The sequence below is a fragment of the Actinoallomurus oryzae genome (genome assembly GCF_039541955.1).
GTDB classification, from domain to species: domain Bacteria; phylum Actinomycetota; class Actinomycetes; order Streptosporangiales; family Streptosporangiaceae; genus Actinoallomurus; species Actinoallomurus oryzae.
Map to the genome: position 1 here is coordinate 224,691 of NZ_BAABHF010000024.1, position 21,233 is coordinate 245,923.

The following is a 21,233-nucleotide window of genomic DNA, read 5'->3' on the forward strand; positions in this document are numbered from 1 at the left end:
TTGACGTCCTACTATCTCCTTCGTCACGGCAGCGCGAAACGGGCGCGCCGTGGGGCGCGCCCGGAGATGTCCGAAAGGAAGGCGCGCCCTAGCCGGCTACTCGCTCGGCGATGTCGTCGCCGGCCTCGCGGGTCGAGCGCGCGGCCCAGGCACCCTGGCGCTCGATGATGTCGTCGGCGACGGCCTGCTCGACCCGGCGGGCCTCGTCGGCCAGACCGAGGTGGTCGAGCAGCAGCGCGACGGACAGGATCGTGGCGGTCGGGTCGGCCTTGCCCTGCCCGGCGATGTCGGGCGCACTGCCGTGCACCGGCTCGAACATGCTCGGTGCGGCACCGGAGGGGTTGAGGTTACCGCTGGCGGCCAGGCCGATGCCGCCCGCCACCGCCGCGCCCAGGTCGGTGATGATGTCGCCGAACAGGTTGTCGGTGACGATGACGTCGAAACGTGCCGGCTGGCTCACGAAGTACATGGTCGCGGCGTCGACGTGGCAGTAGTCGACGTCGACCTCGGGGAACTCCTTGGCCATGGCATCGACCGTACGCGCCCACAGGTCGCCCGCATAGACCAGGACATTGTTCTTGTGGACGAGGGTGAGCTTCTTGCGCGGGCGGCGGGCGGCGAGCTCGAAGGCGTAGCGGACGGTCCGCTCGACACCGAAGGCGGTGTTGATGCTCTCCTGGGTCGCGATCTCGTGCGGGGTGCCCTTGCGGAGGACGCCGCCGGCACCGGCGTACAGGCCCTCGGTGCCCTCGCGCACGACCATCATGTCGATGTCTTCGGGCCGGACGCCGGCCAGCGGCGTGCCGACGCCCGGGTAGAGCCGCACCGGGCGCAGGTTGATGTAGTGGTCGAGCTCGAACCGCAGCTTGAGCAGCAGGCCGCGCTCCAGGACGCCGCTCGGCACGCTCGGGTCGCCGACCGCGCCCAGCAGGATCGCGTCGTGGCCGCGAATCTCCTCGAGAGTCGCGTCGGGCAGCACCTCACCGGTCTTGTGCCAGTAGGCGGCGCCGAGTTCGTACACCGTCTGCTCGATCGTGAGGCCGAGCGCGTCGAGGACCTTGAGGCCCTCGGCCACGACCTCGGGGCCGATGCCGTCACCTGGGACCACGGCGAGCCTGATGCTGCGAGAAGCCATGGAGGTACCTTAGCGGAGCGTCTCAGTGCCTGAACACTCGTCTCACACCATGAACCGGTATCAAGCGGACCGGTCGCCCGCGATCGCCCGGTCGAAGACGATGGCGCGGGCCGTGGCCAGGCCGGTCGCCAGGGCGCCCAGCACCACCGCGTCGTCGCCCAGGGGCGACACCTCGATCCGCGGCGGGCCCAGCGGCGTCATGGTCTCCAGCCGCTCTCGGACCGCGCCGAGGAGGACGTCCGCGCCGTGGCCGCCGATGCCGCCGCCCAGCACGATCAGCTCCGGGTCGAGCAGCGCGACCACTCCGGCCAGGGCGCGGGCGACGTGGTCGGCCTCGTGCACGACCGCGTTCACCGCGACCTCGTCGCCGTCGCGCGCCTCGTCGAAGACCCGCTTGGCGGTGATCCGCCCGGACATGCCGAGCCGCTGGGCCGTCGCGACCACGCCGGGGCCGGAGGCGACCGATTCGAGCATGCCGTGGCGGCGGGTGCCGGGGGCGTTCGCGAGCGGGTCGGTCTCGCCCATCGGCAGGAACGCGATCTCCCCGGCCGCGCCCCGGGCGCCGCGGTACAGCTCGCCGTCCACGATGATCCCCATGCCGATGCCGGTGCCGATCGACACGTACACGAAGTGCCGCAGCCCGGCGCCGAGGCCGTATCCCTGCTCCCCCAGGGCGGCCAGCGCGATGTCGTTCTCGATGGCGAACGGCGCCGGGAGCCGCTCCGCGAGCCGCCCGATGACGCCGGGGCGGTCCCAGCCGGGCAGGTTCGGCGCCAGCCGGAGACGGCGGTTCTCGACGTCGTGCACGCCGGGTGTGGCGAGGACGATGTTGGTGATCTCGCCGCCGGCCGCCGCGGCGAGGTCGTCGACGATGCGGCCGAGCCGGTCGATCAGCGCGGTGGCGCCGCCGGCGCGGGCCGGGACGTCCTCCCGTACGGCGATCTCGCCGCTCAGGTCGACGAGGGCGGCGCGGATCCACTCGCGCCCGACGTCGAGACCGATCACCCAGCCGGCCTCGGGCCGGATCTCATAGAGCGCCGCGGCGCGTCCGGCGTTTCCGGTGCGATGGCCCACGGACAGCACGAGTCCGGCGCGCTCCAGGTCGGCCAGGGCCAGGGAGATCGTCGGCTTGGACAGGCCGGTCGCGGCGGCGAGCTGAGGCCGCGACACCGGGCCGAGCACGCGGATCCGGTCGTACACGGCCCGCTCGTTCATGATCCGCAACACACTCGTGGTGTTCGCGGTGGGATTGACGTTCCCCGGCCCGCCGTTACCCGGCCCACCGCTTCCCGGGCCACCGCCTCCCGGCCCGCCACTTCCCGGCCCGCCGGTCCCGATCCCACCAGTCCCCGTCACACCAGTCCCCGTCACACCAGCCTCGGTCGACACGTGTCCCCTCCCACGCCGATCTCCACAAGCTGGCATATCACGGAACGATCCAGCTTGCGGGACCCTGATCCTGTTTCTTCGTTAGGAAGTCTCCCTTACCTTTAGGGGAGTCATCTTCCCTGGGTATGGCGACCCCCGGTGAACGGAGAGCATCCATGGCGAGTCCCACCGCGCCGTCGTTCGAACGGCGCCTCGGGCTGTTCCAGGCGACGACCGTCAACATGACACAGATGTGCGGCGTGGGGCCGTTCGTCACCATCCCCCTCATGATCAGCACGATGGAGGGGCCCCAGGCGATGTTCGGCTGGGTGGTCGGCGCGGTCATCGCGATCGTCGACGGCCTGGTCTGGGCCGAACTCGGCGCGGCCATGCCGGGCGCGGGCGGCACGTACCTCTACCTGCGCGAGGCCTTCCAGTACCGCACCGGGCGGCTCATGCCCTTCCTCTTCGTCTGGTCGGCGGTGCTGTTCATCCCGCTGATCATGTCGACGGGCGTGATCGGCCTCGTGCAGTACGCCGGGTATCTGTGGCCCTCACTCGTCCACGGCGACGGCCTTTCCGGCAAGGGTCACCTGGTCGGCCTCGGCGTCGTGGTGCTCGTGGTCGTCGCGCTGTACCGGCGCATCGGCGACATCGGCCGGCTGACCTCGTTCTTCTTCGTGGTGATGCTCATCTCCGTGCTCGGCGTGATCTTCGCCGCCTTCACGCACTTCAGCCCGCACCTGGCCTTCACCTTCCCCGAGAACGGCGGTTCGAAGTTCTTCACCGGCCTGGGGGCGGGCCTGGTCCTCGCCATCTACGACTACCTCGGCTACAACACGGCCGCCTACCTCGGCGCCGAGGTCAAGGACCCGGGCCGGGTGATCCCGCGGGCGATCGTCATCTCCATCCTCGGGATCATGGGGCTGTACTTCCTGCTCCAGGTGGGTGTGCTCGGCGTCGTTCCGTGGCAGCAGGCCCAGCACTCCAGCTCGGTGGCCTCGCTGGTGCTGGAGAAGGCGTGGGGCAAGGGCGCCGCGCAGGTCTTCACGGTCGGGATCATCGTCACCGCGTTCGCCTCCGTGTTCGCCGGGCTGCTCGGCGGCTCGCGCGTGCCCTACAACGCCGCACGCGACAAGGTGTTCCTGTCCTGGTTCGGGCGGCTGCACCCGCGCCTGAACTTCCCGACCGCCGGCCTGTTCGCGATGGGGATCATCACGGCGCTCGGCAGTCTCTTCACGCTGACCGACGTGATCAGCATGCTCACCGCGGTGTTCGTGCTCATCCAGTCGGTGGCCCAGATCGTGGCCGTGACCGTGCTGCGCCGGCGGCAGCCGGCCCTGCCCCGGCCGTACAGGATGTGGCTCTATCCGCTGCCCAGCATCATCGCGCTGGTCGGCTGGCTCTACATCTACAAGTCCGCGGGCTCCTGGCCGATCCAGCTGTCCCTCGTATGGCTCGCGGGCGGCGTCGCGGCCTTCCTGATCTGGGCGCGCGCCGAGCGGACCTGGCCGTTCGGCCCCAAGGAGATCAAGGAGTCGTTCCTACCCAACGCCGAGGAGGCGGTCCATGACGTATGACGAATCGGCCGGTTTCGTCCTCGGCATCGACTTCGGGGGCACCAAGGTCGCTCTGGCCACCGCCACGACGACCGGTGAACGGCTGCGGTCCACCCGCATCGAGACCCGCGCCGCGGACGGCGCCGACGAGGTCCTGCGGCGAACGCTCGAGGCGGCCCAGGGGTTGACGGACGCGACCCCCGGCCGCCTCCGGGCGGCCGGGATCTCCACCTTCGGGGTCGTACGCGACGGGCGGGTGCGCCTGGCGCCCAACGTACGCGGCTGGGACGACCTGCCGCTGCCCGCGATCCTGCGCGACGGCCTCGGGGTGACCGCCCTGGGGATCGAGAACGACGTCAACGCGGCCGCCACCGCCGAACTCGACTGGGGCGCGCTCCGGGGCACGGACGTCGGCCTGTACGTCAACCTCGGCACCGGCACCGGCGCCGCCCTCATCGTCGGGGGGCGGGTCGTGCCCGGCATGCACGGCGCGGCGGGCGAGATCGGTTATCTGCTGCGGGAGCCGGGTGAGCCCGGGTACGCCCACGGCCACGCGCCGCTGGAGGAGTACACCTCCGGCAGCGGCCTGGCCGCGCGCGGCACGACCCTCCTGCGCCGCTCCGTGACCGCCGTCGACCTGGCCGCCGGCCGGGACGAACCCGCCATCGCCAACCTCCTGGACGACGCCGCCGCCACGCTCGGCATGACCGTGGCCAACCTGGCCACCTTCCTCGACCCCGAGCGTGTCGTCGTCGGCGGGGGCATGGCGAACGCCTTCCTGCCCGCCATCCAGAGCGCGGTCATGCGGGCGGTGCCGTTCCCGCCGCCGGTCGAGGCGGCGCGCTTCCTCGACGACGCCCCGCTCATCGGCGCCATCGCCCTCGCCGTCGAGGCGCTCTGAGCCTCGATCCGCCGGCTCGGTCGGTTTCAGGGCCGGCTCGGTCGGTTTCGGGGCCGGTTTTCCCGATGCCGCGAGTGCAATTAATCCTTCGCCATACACGTATGGCACATCGCCCTCGGCTCGTCAACAGCCCGGACGAGCCTTACTCCGAGCCTGTCCGCCTCCGGCCATAACCCTATTCTTCAGGCCCTATATCGCATTAATGTCCCGACAGATGATCATCACCTTCCATTGACTCATCGCGTCAAGTCGGGCACCCGCATCTGCCATTTACCTGGCATCTTCAGGGTGCCCGCGGGTCGGGAGCGTGTTAGATGCCTGATTTGACCCGTCGCCGCCTGTTCAGTGCGGCGGGCGCCACGGCTGCGGCGGCGTTCGCAGCGGAATTTCTGCCACCCAATGTGCGACGTGCCGTCGCCGAAACCCCCGCACACGTGAACGGAAAACTCCACGACATCGAGCATGTCGTCATTCTCATGCAGGAGAACCGTTCGTTCGATCACTACTTCGGAACCCTCCCCGGGGTTCGCGGCTTCTCCGATCCGGACGCGATCACGCTGGACACCGGGAGGTCGGTCTTCTACCAGCCCGACGTGGAGAATCCCGCCGGCTACCTGCTGCCCTTCCACCTGGACACCCGTACGACCAGCGCCCAGGCGATCCCGTCGACCAGCCACGCGTGGTCGGTGCAGCACCGGGCGTGGAACAACGGGAAGATGGACCAGTGGCTGCCCGCGCACCGGGCCGCCGATGGCGCCAACGGCCCCTATGTCATGGGCTACTACACGCGCGAGGACATTCCCTTTCAGTTCGCACTGGCCGAATCGTTCACCATCTGCGATGCCTATCATTGTTCGCTGATGGGGCCGACCTGGCCGAACCGCCTCTACCTGATGAGCGGAACCATCGATCCAGGTGGCACCCAGGGCGGTCCGGTCACCAGCAACAAGGATCCGATCGCCTATCAGTGGAAGACCTATCCGGAAGCGCTGACCGAAGCGGGAATCGACTGGAAGGTCTACCAGGAGGTGGACAACTACGGCTGCAATGTGCTGGAGTATTTCGCCTCATTCCAGAATGCGGGCGCGCAGTCTCCGCTCTTCCGTAATGGCTTGCGCACTTATTCGGCCGGGCAGTTCGAGTACGACGCGGCGCACGACCGGCTGCCGACGGTGTCGTGGATAATCCCGACCAGTTACCAGTCCGAGCACCCCGACTACACACCTGCGGCCGGGGCCGACTTCGTGGCCAGCAAGATCGACGCCATCGCGTCCAACCCGGATGTGTGGCGCAAGACGGTCTTCATCCTCAACTACGACGAGAACGACGGGCTGTTCGACCATGTCCCGCCTCCGGTGCCTCCGCCGGGGACGCCGGACGAGTACGTACAGGGAGTGCCGATCGGCGGCGGTTTCCGGGTGCCATGCGTCATCGTGTCGCCCTGGACCGTCGGCGGGTGGGTCGCCCGCGAGCCCTTCGACCACACGTCCACGCTGCGCTTCCTCGAACAGCTCACCGGCGTGGGGATCCCGAACCTGAGCGCGTGGCGCCGGTCCGCGTTCGGCGACCTGACCTCGGCGCTGGGGATGGCATCGCACGCTCGCCCGCCGCGGCTGCCGCACACGAAGCGGCGGCTGAGGCAGGCGGTGGAGGAGATCGCGACCCTGCCCTCGCCGCAGTTCCCCGGCGGGGCCCAGACACCGCCCCGGCAGGAAAAGGGCCCACGGCCACGGCCGCGCGGCTGAACCGGCAGACGAGAAGGGACTTTCGACCGTGCTGAAGCAGATCTCACGGCGGCGGCTCCTCGCGGCGGGGGGTGCGGCGGGCCTTGTCCTGCTGGCCGTGCCGGCGAGTGCCGCCCTCGGGCTGACCGGGTCATCGTCTCCGCAGGCGAGGCCGAGCCCGTCGAACAGCGCTCCCGGCGGACCCAAGTGGGAGGTGCCGTCATCCCCCGGCGTCAAGCGCGCCGCAGGCGGCTACCTGGCGTACGTCGCGCTGGCCGGCGGCTACAACGTGTCCACCGTCGACGTGGCCGCCCACACGATCCTGGCCACGGACATCAAGACCGACGCCGCCCAGGGGGTGGCCGCGACGCCGGACGGCAAGAAGGTGTACGTCGCCGACACCGGCCAGTACGACGTGCTCGTCGTCGACGCCGTCAGCCATGCCGAGCGGACCGTCCACGTCGGCCCGTACCCGAAGGACGTCGCGGTCTCCCCCGACGGCACGAAGGTGTACGTGGCCGTGACCGGCGGCGACAGCGGAAAGGGCGGCGCCGACACGATCGCGGTGATCGACACCACGACCGACGCGGTGGTCCACCGGATCCGGGTGGGGACGGCGCCCAGGCAGGTCGCGTTCAGCCGGGACGGTGCCCGCGCGTACGTGACCTGTGACGACCGCATCGCCGTCATCGACGTGAAGAAGAACCGGGTGATCGACACGTTCCGCGACAGCGCGGGACCGCAGGGCATCGCGGTCGATCCGGCGCGCAAGACCCTGTACGTGACGGAGCCGATGACCGGGAAGGTCGCCGTGATCGACGCGAACACCGGCCGTACGCGGCAGCGGATCACGGCCGGGAACCAGCCGTGGGCGGTCGACGTGACGCCCGACGGCACCCGTGCCTATGTGACGCAGATGAACGACAACACCGTGGCGGTGGTCGACACCGCGAGCCGGAAGATCACCGGTGAGATCGGGGTCGGGAAGCTGCCCGAGTCGGTCGCGGTGACGCCGGACGGGTCCGAGGCGTGGGTCGGCAACGGGTTCTCCGGCAGCGTCTCGGTCATCGACGTGGCCTCCGGCAAGGTCATCGCCACGGTCGTGGGCGGCACCGGAACCAAGCCGATCGACGCCGCACCGCTCGGTATCGCGTTCGCCAAAGCACCGTGAGCCGCCGTCCCTCCGCACCTTGCCACGCGGCTGGGGGCTTGACGCGCGAAACCCCGCTGTGGACGCTGAACGGGGAGGTGCGGCATGGGGCGCGATCAGGGGTTCGGTGGGCGATCGTGAGCAAGGACGACGGGCCGTTCGGGGGCGTGCTGGCCCCCTGTGACATGTGCCTGGAGGTCGGCGAGCTCGTCACGCTCGACGGACGGCCGCCGCAGGCGCTGCGGGTGGGCGAGTGCCCGCAGTGCCACGGGTCGGGGCACGTCCACATCGACTGTGAGGAGCACGAGGTGGACGACGTGGTCCGCGGCCTTCCTCCGACCCGAAGACAGCTCGCCGTACGCCGCATGATGGCCGGCGTCGGCATGTGCACCGACTGCTTCGGCGCCGGCGCGGTCGCCCAGATCGAGTGCGACGCCGACCGCTCCCCCATCCGGTACGCCGAGGTGCCGTGCCCAACGTGCACCGCCACCGGCTGACCGGAGCGGCGAGCGAGCGGAGTGGGCGGTGAGGTACGAGCCGTCCGCGTAGCGGGTGACGAGGCGAGCGCGACCATGGGCACGTGCGGCGAGCCGACGAGCGCTGCGTCGGTTTCGGTGTGGTGCGTACACTTTCGGACATGGGTTCGGTCGCGCTCGCGGTCCACGACGGCATCACGATTTTCGAGGTGGCCGCGGTCTGCGAGGTCTTCGGCGTCGACCGCGGGATCACCGGCCGCTGGTACGACTTCACGGTCTGCGGCGCGGGCGACGTGCGGTTCGGCGGCTGGTTCCGGGCCGAGGCGTCGCAGGGGCTGGACGGGCTCGTCGCCGCCGACACGGTGATCGTGCCCGCGTGCCGTGACGTCTCCGGCGACCCGCCCGCCGACCTCGTCGCCGCGGTGCGGGCGGCCCACGGCGCGGGCGCGCGGATCGTCTCCATCTGCACGGGAGCGTTCGTGCTGGCGGCGGCCGGCCTGCTCGACGGGCGCCGGGCGACGACGCATTGGCTGCACGCCGAACTGCTCGCCGCCCGGTATCCCCGCGTGACGGTCGACCCGAACGTCCTCTACGTCGACGAGGGTGACGTCCTCACCTCCGCGGGAAAGGCCGCCGGGATGGACCTGTGCCTGCACCTGGTCCGGCTCGACCACGGCGTCGCGGTCGCCAACGACCTGGCCCGGCGCCTCGTCGTGCCCCCGCACCGGGCCGGTGGGCAGGCCCAGTTCATTCGCGCCCCGGTCGACACGGGCGGGCGCGGCCGTCCGCTGGCGGACCTGCTGCCGTGGGTGCTCGCGCGGCTGGACCGGCCGCTGACCGTCGAGGACCTGGCCCGCGAGGCGAACATGAGCTCGCGCAACCTGGCCCGGCACTTCAACGCCACCACCGGTACCACGCCGCTGCGGTGGCTGCTCACCCAGCGGATCCACCGCGCCCAGGAGCTCCTGGAGACCACCGACGACAGCGTCGAGTCGATCGCCGCCCGCACCGGGATGGGCACGGCGGCCACGCTGCGGCGCCACTTCAACCGCGCGGTCGGCGTCCCGCCCGACGCCTACCGGCGGACGTTCCGGGACGGGCTCGCGGGGCCGTCCACGCCAGCGTGAGGGCGGCGAGCCCCGCCACGACCAGCAGCAGCACGCCCGGCGACGCGAGGTGTCCGGCGGCGGCGAGCGGGAACGGCAGCGCCAGGCCGATGTAGGAGACCGCCTGGTACGCCGCCGTGAGTCCGGCGAGGTGCTCGGGGCGGGCCATGCGCTGCACCTCGCTGAGGCCGTACACCTGGCAGCAGCCGTACCCGGCGCCGAGCACGAGCGCGGCCACGACCACGAGCGACGGCCGTACGACGGCGGCGGCCAGGGCCGCCACGAGCAGGCCGCCGACGACCAGGGAGAGCGAGGTGGCGAGCAGGCGTACGGGGGCGCCGTCCATGCGGCGCGCCAGCGGCTGGGCGAGGATGCCCGCGAAGGCGGTCAGCAGGATCACCACGGCGCTGAACACGAGCGCGTGCCCGCCGAGCCGGGGCCGGACCACCTCCGGGAGGTACGCCAGCGCCACGGACGCGGAGCCGAACACCCACGGCGCCAGCGGCACCACCACGAGACGAAACCGGCGTTCGCGCAGCTCGGGCAGGCGCGGCCCTCGTGGCCCTGACGGCCCTCGTGACGCCGGGCTCCGGTCTCCGGGCCGTGTCTCGGCCGCGCGCAGCACCGCCACGAGGGCCGCGGCGGCCAAGGCCAGATGCGGCACGTACGGCAGGGCGGCCGGCGCGGGCGCCCACTGCGCCAGGACGCCCGCGACCAGCGGCCCGAGCCCGAAACCGGCGCTCATCGCGACGGTGAGACGCCGGGGGGCGTGACCGGCGCCGCCGGACGGCCCGAGGGCCGACAGTTCCTTGATCCAGGCCGCGCCGGCGCTGAACGCCGCGCCGCCGGCCACTCCGGTGAGCAGCCGCCCGGCGTACAGCGGGCCGACCGATCCCCCGCCGAGCACGAGCAGCGCCGTGGCGACGACGGACAGGCCGAGGACGGGAACCATGACGCGACGGCGGCCGAACCGGTCCGAGACGGGACCGCCGAGCAGCAGCCCGGGGATCAGGCCCGCGACGTAGAGCCCGAAGACGGCCTGGACGGTGGTGGCGCTGAGGTGCAGGCGGGCCTGGTACATCAGCAGGAGCGGAGTGAACTGCTGCGCTCCCCAGCCGGCCGCCACCACGGCGAGGCCGGCCGGCCACCACGCGCGGTGTGACGCCGGACGCCGGGAGTCGGAGATGACGCGCGCTGTGCCGTGCATGCCGACCATGCTGTCGACGGCGACGGCGGGCGACGAGTGTCGGAAACGCCAACATGCGCGCGTTTTCGGACAGCGGCCGTACGGCGCCTCGCCCGGCGTGACCGCCGTCGGGGTCAGACGAGGGTCTCGCCGCCGTCGACGGTGATGACCTGACCGGTGATGTGGTTGTTGGCCATGAGGAACAGGGCCGTGGCGGCGGCCTCCTCGGCGGCGCCGAAGCGGCCGAGGGGCAGGGTGGCTCCGGCGGCGGCGACCGCGTCGTCGGAGTCCAGCCCCGGCAGCGAGCGCAGGAGCGGGGTGTCGATCCGGCCGTAGCGCACGGCGTTCACCCGCAGCCGCGCGGGGGCGAGCTCCACCGCGAAGGCCCTGGTGAGGGTCTCCACGGCACCGGCGAGCGACAGCGGAACGGCCATTCCGGGCATGGGGCGAACCAGGAGGATCCCCGAGCTGAACGTGAGCGAGCCGCCCGCGGGAAGCCCGGCCGCCGCCGCGCGGGCGGCGGCGAAGGGCGCCCAGCCGCGGGAGCCGAGGGTCGTACGGACGTCATCGGCCGACAGCCCGGCCAGAGGGCCGGCGCCGCCGATGCCGCCCGCCGTGATGAAGATGTGGTCGACGTGCCCCGCCCTGTCGAAGGCCTCGGCGAGGGTCCGCTCGTCTCCCCCGTCGCCGCGAACGCCCAGCACGGCGTCGTCGGGGCCTTCGGCCGGCCCGGCGCCGCGCACCCGGGAGACGGCGGCCTCCAGCCGGTCGGGGTCGCGTCCGACCAGCACGACGCGGGCGCCGACCGAACGCAGCAGGAGGCCCGCCGCCAGGCCGATGCCCGAGCTTCCGCCGACGAGGACGGCGGTCGTGCCGGACAGGGCGCTCGTCAACGGCGAACGAACGGGGATGGGAGTCGCAGAGCTCACAGGAGGACCTTCCATGAATAAACCATCTGGTTGTTTTATTGCTGAGCCCCGATACTGCCGCCTGGACCGCAAGGAGTCAACCGGATGGTTTAATTTCGTTCATGGCCTACGACGCGGAGGACACCAGGCGGCGCATCTTCGAAGCCGCCACCGCCGAGTTCGCCGAACACGGGCTCGCGGGGGCGAGGGTCGATCGGATCGCGACCGCCGCCAAGGCCAACAAGCAGGCCATCTACCTGTACTACGGGAGCAAGGAGAAGCTCTTCGCCGCCATCCTGCGGGCGAAGCTGGAGGAGATCCGCGTCTCCATCTCCATCGATCCCGACGCGATGGCCGAGTCGGTCGGGCAGATCTTCGACTGGTACCGGGAACACCCGGAGCTGATCAGGCTGCTGCTCTGGGAGGCGCTGGAGGCGGGCGACGAACCCGAGAGCGAGCAGGAGTTCCGCGCCGGCTTCCGCGAGAAGGTCCACCACCTCGCGGAGGGAGGCGCGGTCCGCCACCTTCCCGAGGAGACACGCGTCCGCGCCGCCCAGGACCTGCTCTTCACCGTCATGGGACTGATCGCCTGGAACTTCGCGGTGCCCAGGACGTGTCGCATCGTCCTGGACGAGCAGACCGACCAGGACGCCTTGGCACGCCGCCGCCGAACCGTGATCGAGGCCGCGCGCAGGCTCGCGTCCACCCCGGGCGTTCAGGGCTGACCAGGGCGCGCGAACGGCACCCCACCGGCGTCGTGCCGGCGGAGCGCCGTTCGGTGGTTACTTGGCGGCGGCGCCGCCGTTGTCACGGCGATCCAGGGCGATCTGGATCGCGCGGGCGGCCTCTTCGGCGGCGTCTTCGGCAGGCTTCAGCACGTACATCGAGTCCATGAATGCGTCTTTCGTGGATGTCGGCACCAGTGCGGACAGGACTGCTGACCAGCGGCTGTCTCCGCGGCGGGTCGCCGGCCCATCGACAAGATCAGACCCCGCCGCGGCTGCGAAGGATGAACACGTAGTGCCGCATGGTCATTATCACGTTACCCGCGGTCCGCGGGGAAGTCTCGACTCACGGTCAGAAATCCCACTATGCGAGACGAGGGACGTAAAATGCCTGGTAGGAGGCTTATGCGTCGAGGTCGACGCGGCGTCCCTGGTCGGCGCCGATCTCGGCTGCGATCGCCTCGGTCAGATCCGGGCCGAGCGCCGAGTCGACGGACAGTGCGATGAGCGCCTTGCCGCCCTTGGCGTTCCGCCCGACCTGCATGCCCGCGATGTTGATGCCCGCGTCCCCCAGCAGCCGGCCCACCACGCCGACGATGCCGGGACGGTCGATGTAGGTGAAGAAGCCCATGTGCGCGGTCGGCGCGATCTCCATGGCGTAGCCGTTCACCGCCACGAGGCGTTCGGCGTGCTTGGGCCCGGTCAGCGTGCCGGACACCGAGACGACCGCGCCGTCGGCCATCGTGCCCCGGACCGTGATGAGGTTCCGCCAGTCGGGGCTGTCCTCGCCGGCGGTGAGCGTCACCTCCACGCCACGGTCGCGCGACAGCAGCGGCGCGTTCACGTACGTCACCGAGTCCTCGACGATGTCGGTGAACGCGCCCTTGAGCGCCGCCAGCTCCAGCACCTTCACGTCGTACCGGGCGATCTCGCCGCGCACCTCGACCTCCAGTCGCGCCGGCACGCCGCCCGCGAGCGCGGTGAAGACGCGACCGAGCTTCTCGGTGAGGGGCAGGCCCGGCTTGACCTCCTCGGCCACGACGCCGCCGCGTACGTTGACCGCGTCCGGCACGAACTCCCCCGACAGCGCCAGGCGTACCGACCGGGCGACCTGGGTGCCGGCCCGCTCCTGCGCCTCGTGCGTGCTCGCGCCCAGATGCGGGGTGACCACGACGTTGTCGTGGTGGAACAGCGGGCTGTCGGTGCACGGCTCGTCGCGGAACACATCGATGCCCGCCCCCGCGACCCGCTTCTCCTTGAGCGCCAGGTCGAGGGCGTCCTCGTCGACGATGCCGCCGCGCGCGGCGTTGACGATGCGTACGGACGGCTTGACCATCCGCAGCTCCCGGTCGCCGATCAGCCCGAGCGTCTCCTGCGTCCTGGGCAGGTGAACGGTGATGAAGTCGCTGTCGCGCAGGAGCTCCTCCAGCGACACGAGCCGTACGCCGAGCTGGGCGGCGCGTGGCGCCTGGATGTACGGGTCGTAGGCGATGACGTTCATGTCGAACGCGGCGAGCCGCTGGGCGACGAGCACGCCGATGCGGCCGAGGCCGAGCACGCCGAGCGTCTTGTCCCGCAGCTCGACGCCGGTGTACCGCGAGCGCTGCCACTCCCCCCGCTTCAGCGAGGCGTGCGCCTGCGGGACGTTGCGGGCCGTGGCCAGCAGGAGCGCGATCGCGTGCTCGGCGGCCGTGACGATGTTCGAGGTCGGAGCGTTGACGACCATGACACCGGCCTGGGTCGCCGCCTCGACGTCGACGTTGTCCAGGCCGACGCCCGCCCGCGCGACCACCCGCAGCCGCCGCGCCGCCGCGAGCACCTCCGCGTCGATGCGGCTCGCGCTCCGCACGATGACCGCGTCGACGTCCGCGACGGCCGCCAGCAGCCGTCCGCGGTCGGCGCCGTCGGTGCGGCGGACCTCGAAGCCGGGCTCGAGCAGGGCGATGCCGGCGGGTGACAGCTCCTCGGCGACGAGGACGACGGGCTTGCTCAACGTGGGCCCCCCTTTGTGCGTGACGAACGCTGTACGTGACGAACGGTGCTGTAGGTGACGGACGATGATCTTCGGGACGGACGGTGCTCTCCCCGGCGACGGGGGTCGATTACCGACTCTCCGACGGAGAGCGTCAAGAGCGCAATGCGCGTAACCACAAGCGGCCGACGGCGCCGTTTCCACGGCTGGGTAAAGGTGCGTCCGGAACCCGTGCCCGTATGGCCGCGGGAGGTGCCGCGTACGCACTAATGTCGGGCGCATGGCGAATGGAAACCCGAAGCTGGCCGACGTCCTCGCGCAGCGCGGAGAACCCGAGGAGATCCTGCGCGCGCTGGTCGACGGCGGGGTGCTCATCGTGACCAACCCCGACGGCTCGGTCCTGGTCGGACAGCTCGAGGACGAGAGCGTGGTGCTGGCCGCGTTCACCTCTCCCGACAAGTACTCAGAAAAACCCGAGACCGAGACGTTCCAGCAGGCCGACGCCGCGTTGCTTCTGGAGATCGCCCGTACGGGCGACGTCGAGGCCCTCGTGGTCGACCCCGAGGGCGAGGACGCGGCCCTCATTCCGTTCAGCGACGTGCAGGGGTACCTGATCGCCCAGGGCATGAGCGTGGAAGAGGACGTCGAGGTGGCGTTCCGTCCGAGCGAGCACGAGCTGGTGCCCAGCCTCCAGGAGGGCATCGCCGCGCGGCTCGGCGACTTCCCCGCGGTCGAGCGGGTGTGGATCTCCGACGTACGCATGCCCAGCGGCGTCGAAGGGATCATGCTCCACGTCATGGTCGAGGAGGGCGCCGACCCGCAGCTGGCCAACGAGCTGCTCCAGTCGACGATGGAGGACCTGCCGCCGAGCAACATCCCGGTCTTCGCCCACATCGGCGACGAGGAGACCGAGGGCTTCCTCACCGAGATGAACGCCACCGTCGTACGACGTTGAGCACGTCGTACGGGCCTGATCACCGCGGCCGTGGTCCGCGGTGGGGCCGGCGCTCGTGGTCGTGGCCCCGCGCGTGCTCGGCGCCGGCCGCGGCTACCTGATCACCGGCCCGTACGCGGCGCGGCGTTCGCCGGGCCGGTCCCTCTTGGCGCCGGCGGGTGGCCGATCCCGGCCGCTCGCCTTTTCGGCGCCGCGCCGGGCAATGAAGATCGACTCTGTCGGCCGAGGGGAGATCTCATGTCCGCCGAGCTGAACCGGAGAAGGTTCCTGCTGGTCACCGGGGCCACGGGAGCGGCCATGACGCTGGATCCGCTGCACTTCGCCGCCGCCGAGGCCGGTGCGGAGCAGACCCGTACGATCTCCGGCCGGTTCGAGCCCGGAGCGCCCGACTGGGTGTACGTGCCGGTACGGGTGCCGCCCGGGGTCCGCGAGATCGCGGTGTCCTACATCTACGACCGGCCCGAGCCGCCCGCGGGCGTGCCCGGCAACGCCCTCGACCTCGGAGCGTTCGACGAGACGGGCTTTCGCGGCTGGTCCGGCGGGGCGCGCGACTCGTTCGCGATCAGCCGTTCCGAGGCGACGCCCGGCTACCTCCCCGGTCGCGTACGCCCCGGCGAGTGGCGCGTGGCCCTCGGGCCGTACACGGTCGCGCCCCAGGGCATGAACTGGACGGTGACGGTGACGCTGCGGTTCGGCGAGCCGGGGCCGGCGTTCGTGCCCTCGCACGCCCCGACGCGTGCGACCGGCCGGGGCCGCGCCTGGTACCGCGGTGACATGCACCTGCACTCCGTGCACTCCGACGGCGCCTGGCTGCCCGAGCAGATCGTGGCCGGTGCCCGTACGGCCGGACTGGACTTCATCGTCTCCACCGAGCACAACACCTCCAGCGCGGCCGGCATCTGGGGTCACCACGCACGCGACGACCTGCTCATCATCGACGGCGAGGAGATCACCACCCGCAACGGCCACTACACGGCGCTCGGGCTGCCGCCGGGCACCTGGATCGACTGGCGGTACCGCGCGGTCGACGGCGTGATCCCCCGTTTCCTCAAGGACATCCACCGGCACGGCGCGCTGGCCGTGGCCGCCCACCCGTTCTGCCCGTTCGTCGGCTGCCAGTGGAAGTTCGGCTACGACCAGGTGGATGCCATCGAGGTCTGGAACGGTCCGTGGACGCTCGATGACGAGGCCGCACTGCAGATGTGGAACGGCCTGCTGGTGGCGGGGCACCGCTGGATCCCGGCGGTCGGCGACAGCGACTCCCACAAGGAGGGCCAGGTCATCGGCCTCCCGCAGAACGTCGTCCTCGCCGATGACCTCGAACGCGGCGCGATCCTGTCCGCGGTGAAGGCCGGGCGGCTGTACGTCACGGAGTCCTCGGCGATCTCGCTGTCGTTCACGGCCACCGCCGGGTCGCGTACGGCGGGTGTCGGCGAGCGTCTCGACGCCGCACCGGGCGACCGGGTCGAGGTGTCCGTACGGTCGGAGGGCGTGGCGGCGGGCGTGATCCGCCTGTTCACCGACGAGGGCCAGGTGTTCGAGGGCCCGGCCGGCACGGCCACCTGGCACACGACGCCACGCGTGTCACCGTACGTCCGCGCCGAGGTCCGCCACCCGGACGGCTCCATGGCCGCCCTCACCAACCCCATCTTCCTCGGCCACTGAGCCCGATCCGGTGACCGCCGGCCAGCGCGAGGCTTGCGGATTGTGAGGGTCACCTTGAACCGGCAGGAGGCTGGTGAGGGTGCCCCTCACAGGACCCGGTCGAGCACATCGGCGGCGAAGCGCCGGCGAGGCTGCGCGTTCCCTCGTCGGGTCGAGACTCTGGATGCCCGCCGGGTCCGCCCATACCGTAAGAAGCAGGCTTCGCCTTCCAATCAAGGCAGAGACCCGTCACCCGAAGCCACGCGGCCTGTTCCTCGACGGACCTCCAACAGATATTCGAGTTGTTCTCGCATAATTCGGATCCACCCACTGCCTGGTGTATGACGGCCTCGTTGAGCAACACACCGAGCCATTGCCTCGGTGTTCGGATACCGGGTGGCGTTCTGTCGGCGCATTCGGCGTGCGGACAGGTAATTTATCATTCAATTATATTCGTCGGCAGTGGCACGGTGGTCCGCAGGCTTTGATTCTTGGAAAGATCCGAGGCTCTGTGTAACGATGATCGTCCTTGACGATCCCGACCGTGGATCGAAGCGAAGTCAAGTACGCGACCAGTAACTCGGGGAGAATGCCATGCACGAATTCGGAGACCGGCGTGCCGCAGCGGAGTCCAGGGGCGCCGACGATGCGGCGCTTGAGGATGCCGACATGCGGCGCATCCGGCGGGTCATGGACTTCACCCGGTCGTTAAGCGCCTTCGAACTGCTCGCCGAGATCATGCCCGGTGGCACGCCCGCGCGCGTCGTCGCGGACATCGCACGGCATTGCCGCTTCGCGCACGGCTCCGTCATGGTCTTTCCGTCCGTCCGTCCGGCCGGCCGGACGGCTTCGACGCTCAGCTGGCGGCCATCGGACTGAACGCCGGGTCGCCACGGCCGAGTACCGTCGTACGCGAGCGGGTGGCCCGCGGATATGGAATTCCGGAGGAGGATCTGGCGGTCCAGATCGTGCACGCCGCGATTTCCGGCAGTGAGCCCGCCCGCGGCGGTGAACTCGAGATCTTCCTTTGCCCGGCCGGGTCCGGAGAACGATTCCGCCGGTTGATGGATGACGAACGCCGAGCCGACCACCAGACGCATTTCGCGCTCGCGGTCGTCACCCCAGAGCCGCACCGGACGGAACGGCTGTGGGAGCTGCTCACCGGCCCTGCGGGAATGGCACCCGACGGCGGTGGATTCAATCCCCATGAAGGCCCGGCGGGCTGCACCGTGCTGTACTTCCGTACCGAGGGCCTGATGCGCCAGGGGTGGCCGCGCAGGCTGGAGCTGCTCGTCGACGGCCGTGATGAATTACTGGCCACCCACCTGCGGTCGACGGAATCGCCCTCCCGGCCGGCTCGTGACCGGGGCCGCGGGAAGCGGAGACTCGCGCGTCCGTGGGCCGGTTCGTATGCTCGGGCAGCGTGCGAGTCGATCTTGTCGCGTTGGTCGTGGACGACTACGACCCGGCCATCGAGTTCTTCGTCGACCTGCTCGGCTTCGAGCTGGTCGAGGACTCACCGTCGCTGACGAACGACGGCCGTCCGAAACGGTGGGTCGTCGTCCGGCCGCCAGGGGCCGAGACGGGCATCCTGCTGGCGCGTGCGGACGGCGGACGGCAGCCCCTGGCCGTCGGGAACCAGGTCGCCGGCCGGGTGGGGTTCTTCCTCCGCGTGGACGACTTCGACGCCACGTACGGGCGGATGGTCGCCGCCGGGGTGGAGTTCGTGACCTCACCACGCACCGAGCCGTACGGACGGGTCGCCGTGTTCCTCGACGTCGCCGGTAACCGTTGGGACCTGCTCGGCCCGGGCCCGGACAGGAATCGAGAAGCGCCGGTACCGATCCGCAAATAGTGTGACCACCATGGACATCGCCCTCCAGCACCGGCCGTAACAGGCGTGGCATCCCGTAACCGCCGCCCGGCCCCGCCACGCTGGGTATCGAACCGACACCGGCCGGAGATCCCCGGTGATCCGGCTGACCCCGTGGTGACGGATCACGTCCTTGGTCGCCGGTCACCGGCTCGGGCGCACCGCCAGAAGGTGCCGTCGGCGCTCCGGCGCATCGTGCCCTCCGCCTACCGGCCGGTTCTCGGCAACAAGATCTTGCGGCGGCTGCTCCTCGGCTTCGCGGTCTCCTACCTCGGGGACGGGATGAGCTTCGTCGCGGTGGCGTGGCTCGCCATCGAACTCGCGCCGCAGGCGACCGCGGGACTGTGGCTCGCCGGCGCGGTGGCCGCGTACACGTTGCCCGGGGTGGTCGGCGCGCTGGTGTTCGGCCCCCGCCTGCGCCGGGTACCGGCCAGGCGGCTGCTGCTCGCCGACAACGTCGTACGCGCCGTGTTCCTCGGCGGCGTGCCGCTCGCCTGGCTCGCCGGGCTGCTCACGCCGCCGCTGTACGTCGTGCTGCTCGCGGTGTCGTCGCTGCTGCACGCGTGGGGGAGCGCGGGCAAGTACACGCTGCTGGCCGAACTGCTGCCCGCCGAGCAGCGACTCGCCGCGAACACCCTGGTCAGCTCGCTGAACTTCGCCGCCACGATCGCCGGGCCGGCGATCGCCGGTGTGCTGGTGACGTACGTCGGCTCGGCACTCGTGATCGGCCTGGACGCGCTCACCTACCTGTTCCTCGCGGTGCTGGTCGCGCGTACCCGGCTGCCGCGGGCAGGAGAGGTCTCCCCCGTCGACCGGGCGGCCGCACGCGGAGGGCGGGCGTTGCTGCGGGCCCATCCCGAGCTGCTCGGGCTGCTGACGCTCACCTGGTTCTTCAACCTGCTGTACGGCCCGGTCGAGGTCGCGCTGCCACTCCACGTCACCGACGACCTGCGCGCACCGGGCACGCTGCTCGGCCTGTACTGGACGCTGTTCGGCGCGAGCGCGCTGCTCGGCGGGCTCACGGCCGGCGCGCTGCGGCGGCTGCCGCTCTGGCCGGTGACGGTCGCCATCGTCGCCGGCTGGGGGCTGTCGCTGCTGCCGTTCGGGTTCGACGTGCCGACGGCCGTCACGGTCGCGTGTTTCACGCTCGGCGGCGCCATCTACGGACCGTTCGTAGCGCTCTCGGTGACACTCATGCAGGCGAAGTCGCCGCCGCAGCACCTGGCCACGATGCTCGCCACCCGCAGCGCGGCACTGCTCACCGCATCGCCGCTCGGCACGGCGCTCGGCGGACCGCTCGTCACGACGATCGGCCCGCGGGCGACGCTCGGCGGCTCAGGACTGGCCACCATGGCGCTCGCCGCCGTCACCTGCGTCCTGCTCCTGGCCCGGCGCCACAACCGGCGAGACGAGGGGCCGTGAGGGGCCGCCCGGGGCCCGTCGAGGGATCGCCTGACGGGCCCCTGGCGGCTCTGGTCACGCTCGTTTCCATGGTCGCGCTCGCATCCATGGTCGCGCTCGCCGCTCAGGAAGAGATCAGTCGTCCTGGAGCCAGGACATCATCGGGCGGAGCTTGGCGCCGGTCTGCTCGATCGGCGAGTTCTGCTCCTCCTCGCGGCGCTTGAGGAAGTTCTTGCGGCCGCCGTCGAACTCCTCGACGAGCTCCTTCGCGAAGGTGCCGTCCTTGATCTCGCCGAGGATCTTGCGCATCTCCTCGCGGGTGGCGTCGGTGACGATGCGCGGGCCGCGGGTGTAGTCGCCGAACTCGGCGGTGTCCGAGATCGACCAGCGCATCTTGGACAGGCCGCCCTCGTACATCAGGTCGACGATCAGCTTCATCTCGTGCAGGCACTCGAAGTAGGCCGCCTCCGGCTGGTAGCCGGCCTCGACGAGCGTCTGGAACCCGGCCTTGATCAGCTCGGACACGCCACCGCAGAGCACGGCCTGCTCGCCGAACAGGTCGGTCTCGGTCTCCTCGGTGAAGGTCGTCTTGAGGGCGCCCGGACGGGTGCCGCCGATGGCCTTGGCGTAGGAGAGGGTGAGCGGCCAGGCGTTGCCGCTGGCGTCGCGCTCGACGGCGACGAGCACCGGTACGCCGCGGCCCTCGTTGTACTGGCGGCGGACCAGGTGGCCCGGGCCCTTCGGGGCGACCATGCAGATGTCGACGCCCTCGGGCGGCTCGATGAGGCCGTAGCGGATGTTGAGGCCGTGGCCGAAGAACAGTGCGTCGCCCTCGACCAGCGACGGCGCGATCGCCGAGGCGTACAGCTCGCGCTGCAGGTGGTCGGGGATGAGCACCATCGTGACGTTGGCCTCTTCACACGCCTCTTCCGGCGTGACCACGCGCAGGCCGTCGTTCTCGGCCTTCTCGCGGCTCTTGGAGTCCTTCGGCAGGCCGACGCGGACGTCGACGCCGGAGTCGCGCAGCGAGAGCGCGTGCGCGTGCCCCTGGCTGCCGTATCCGAGCACCGCCACGTGGCGGTCCTGGATGACGCTCAGGTCGGCGTCCTTGTCGTAGAAGATCTCAGCCAATTGCCTTACCTCTCTGAAA

At 70.9% G+C, this 21,233-nt stretch carries 18 protein-coding genes; 11 read left to right on the top strand and 7 right to left on the bottom strand.

The window, feature by feature from the left end; all coding sequences use genetic code 11:
* Nucleotides 1-88: 88 nt before the first annotated feature.
* Nucleotides 89-1,135, bottom strand: a complete 1,047-nt coding sequence (locus ABEA10_RS22250; RefSeq protein ID WP_329256283.1) for a 3-isopropylmalate dehydrogenase — start codon at nt 1,133-1,135, stop codon at nt 89-91.
* Between the two features lie 60 nt (nt 1,136-1,195).
* On the bottom strand, nt 1,196-2,350 hold the full coding sequence (locus tag ABEA10_RS22255) for an ROK family transcriptional regulator (protein ID WP_345466808.1): 1,155 nt from the start codon (nt 2,348-2,350) through the stop codon (nt 1,196-1,198).
* A 329-nt stretch (nt 2,351-2,679) separates the two neighbouring features.
* On the opposite strand from ABEA10_RS22255, the gene ABEA10_RS22260 reads away from it, so the two are divergent.
* From ABEA10_RS22260 to ABEA10_RS22285, 6 genes are all read left to right on the top strand, one after another.
* Nucleotides 2,680-4,083 carry an APC family permease gene (locus ABEA10_RS22260; RefSeq protein WP_345466810.1) on the top strand — a complete coding sequence of 468 codons (1,404 nt, stop codon included), beginning with the start codon at nt 2,680-2,682 and terminating at the stop codon, nt 4,081-4,083.
* Entirely contained in the window at nt 4,073-4,963 is an 891-nt protein-coding gene (locus tag ABEA10_RS22265; protein ID WP_345466812.1) for an ROK family protein, read from the top strand. The genes ABEA10_RS22260 and ABEA10_RS22265 overlap by 11 nt, the downstream gene beginning before the upstream one ends.
* 434 nt (nt 4,964-5,397) lie before the next feature.
* Nucleotides 5,398-6,708 (top strand): alkaline phosphatase family protein, encoded by a 1,311-nt coding sequence (locus ABEA10_RS22270; RefSeq protein WP_345466814.1) that lies wholly within the window; start codon nt 5,398-5,400, stop codon nt 6,706-6,708.
* Between the two features lie 28 nt (nt 6,709-6,736).
* Nucleotides 6,737-7,858 carry a beta-propeller fold lactonase family protein gene (locus ABEA10_RS22275; protein WP_345466817.1) on the top strand — a complete coding sequence of 374 codons (1,122 nt, stop codon included), beginning with the start codon at nt 6,737-6,739 and terminating at the stop codon, nt 7,856-7,858.
* Nucleotides 7,859-7,974: 116 nt separating this feature from the next.
* Entirely contained in the window at nt 7,975-8,334 is a 360-nt protein-coding gene (locus ABEA10_RS22280) for a hypothetical protein (RefSeq protein WP_345466819.1), read from the top strand.
* A gap of 140 nt (nt 8,335-8,474) precedes the next feature.
* The gene (locus tag ABEA10_RS22285) at nt 8,475-9,440 is read left to right on the top strand and encodes a helix-turn-helix domain-containing protein (RefSeq protein ID WP_345466822.1); all 966 of its coding nucleotides are present in this window, start codon (nt 8,475-8,477) and stop codon (nt 9,438-9,440) included.
* Here the strand turns inward: ABEA10_RS22285 and ABEA10_RS22290 are convergent.
* Complete coding sequence (locus ABEA10_RS22290) at nt 9,358-10,626, bottom strand: MFS transporter (protein ID WP_345466825.1); 1,269 nt, start codon at nt 10,624-10,626, stop codon at nt 9,358-9,360. The two genes, ABEA10_RS22285 and ABEA10_RS22290, sit on opposite strands and share 83 nt — an antisense overlap.
* Before the next feature lie 113 nt (nt 10,627-10,739).
* Nucleotides 10,740-11,534: an SDR family oxidoreductase gene (locus ABEA10_RS22295; protein WP_345466828.1), complete on the bottom strand. Its 795-nt coding sequence runs from the start codon at nt 11,532-11,534 to the stop codon at nt 10,740-10,742.
* A 101-nt stretch (nt 11,535-11,635) separates the two neighbouring features.
* On the opposite strand from ABEA10_RS22295, the gene ABEA10_RS22300 reads away from it, so the two are divergent.
* Nucleotides 11,636-12,238: a TetR/AcrR family transcriptional regulator gene (locus tag ABEA10_RS22300; protein WP_345466830.1), complete on the top strand. Its 603-nt coding sequence runs from the start codon at nt 11,636-11,638 to the stop codon at nt 12,236-12,238.
* Between the two features lie 403 nt (nt 12,239-12,641).
* On the opposite strand, the gene serA is transcribed toward ABEA10_RS22300, so the two are convergent.
* Nucleotides 12,642-14,231, bottom strand: coding sequence for a phosphoglycerate dehydrogenase (gene serA, locus ABEA10_RS22305; RefSeq protein WP_345466831.1), 1,590 nt, complete (start codon nt 14,229-14,231; stop codon nt 12,642-12,644).
* 259 nt (nt 14,232-14,490) lie between these two features.
* On the opposite strand from serA, the gene ABEA10_RS22310 reads away from it, so the two are divergent.
* Entirely contained in the window at nt 14,491-15,165 is a 675-nt protein-coding gene (locus ABEA10_RS22310; protein WP_329256260.1) for an SseB family protein, read from the top strand.
* A gap of 237 nt (nt 15,166-15,402) precedes the next feature.
* Nucleotides 15,403-16,830 carry a CehA/McbA family metallohydrolase gene (locus ABEA10_RS22315; RefSeq protein ID WP_345466835.1) on the top strand — a complete coding sequence of 476 codons (1,428 nt, stop codon included), beginning with the start codon at nt 15,403-15,405 and terminating at the stop codon, nt 16,828-16,830.
* Nucleotides 16,831-17,369: 539 nt separating this feature from the next.
* On the opposite strand, the gene ABEA10_RS22320 is transcribed toward ABEA10_RS22315, so the two are convergent.
* Nucleotides 17,370-17,942, bottom strand: coding sequence for a hypothetical protein (locus ABEA10_RS22320; protein WP_345466837.1), 573 nt, complete (start codon nt 17,940-17,942; stop codon nt 17,370-17,372).
* Between the two features lie 290 nt (nt 17,943-18,232).
* Here ABEA10_RS22320 and ABEA10_RS22325 point away from each other — a divergent pair, with 290 nt between their 5' ends.
* Together ABEA10_RS22325 and ABEA10_RS22330 are read left to right on the top strand one after the other, a co-directional pair.
* Nucleotides 18,233-18,664, top strand: a complete 432-nt coding sequence (locus ABEA10_RS22325; protein WP_345466839.1) for a VOC family protein — start codon at nt 18,233-18,235, stop codon at nt 18,662-18,664.
* A gap of 189 nt (nt 18,665-18,853) precedes the next feature.
* Nucleotides 18,854-20,104 carry an MFS transporter gene (locus ABEA10_RS22330; RefSeq protein ID WP_345466842.1) on the top strand — a complete coding sequence of 417 codons (1,251 nt, stop codon included), beginning with the start codon at nt 18,854-18,856 and terminating at the stop codon, nt 20,102-20,104.
* Between the two features lie 114 nt (nt 20,105-20,218).
* Here the strand turns inward: ABEA10_RS22330 and ilvC are convergent, their stop codons facing one another.
* On the bottom strand, nt 20,219-21,205 hold the full coding sequence (gene ilvC, locus ABEA10_RS22335; RefSeq protein ID WP_329262332.1) for a ketol-acid reductoisomerase: 987 nt from the start codon (nt 21,203-21,205) through the stop codon (nt 20,219-20,221).
* Nucleotides 21,206-21,233: the final 28 nt, after the last annotated feature.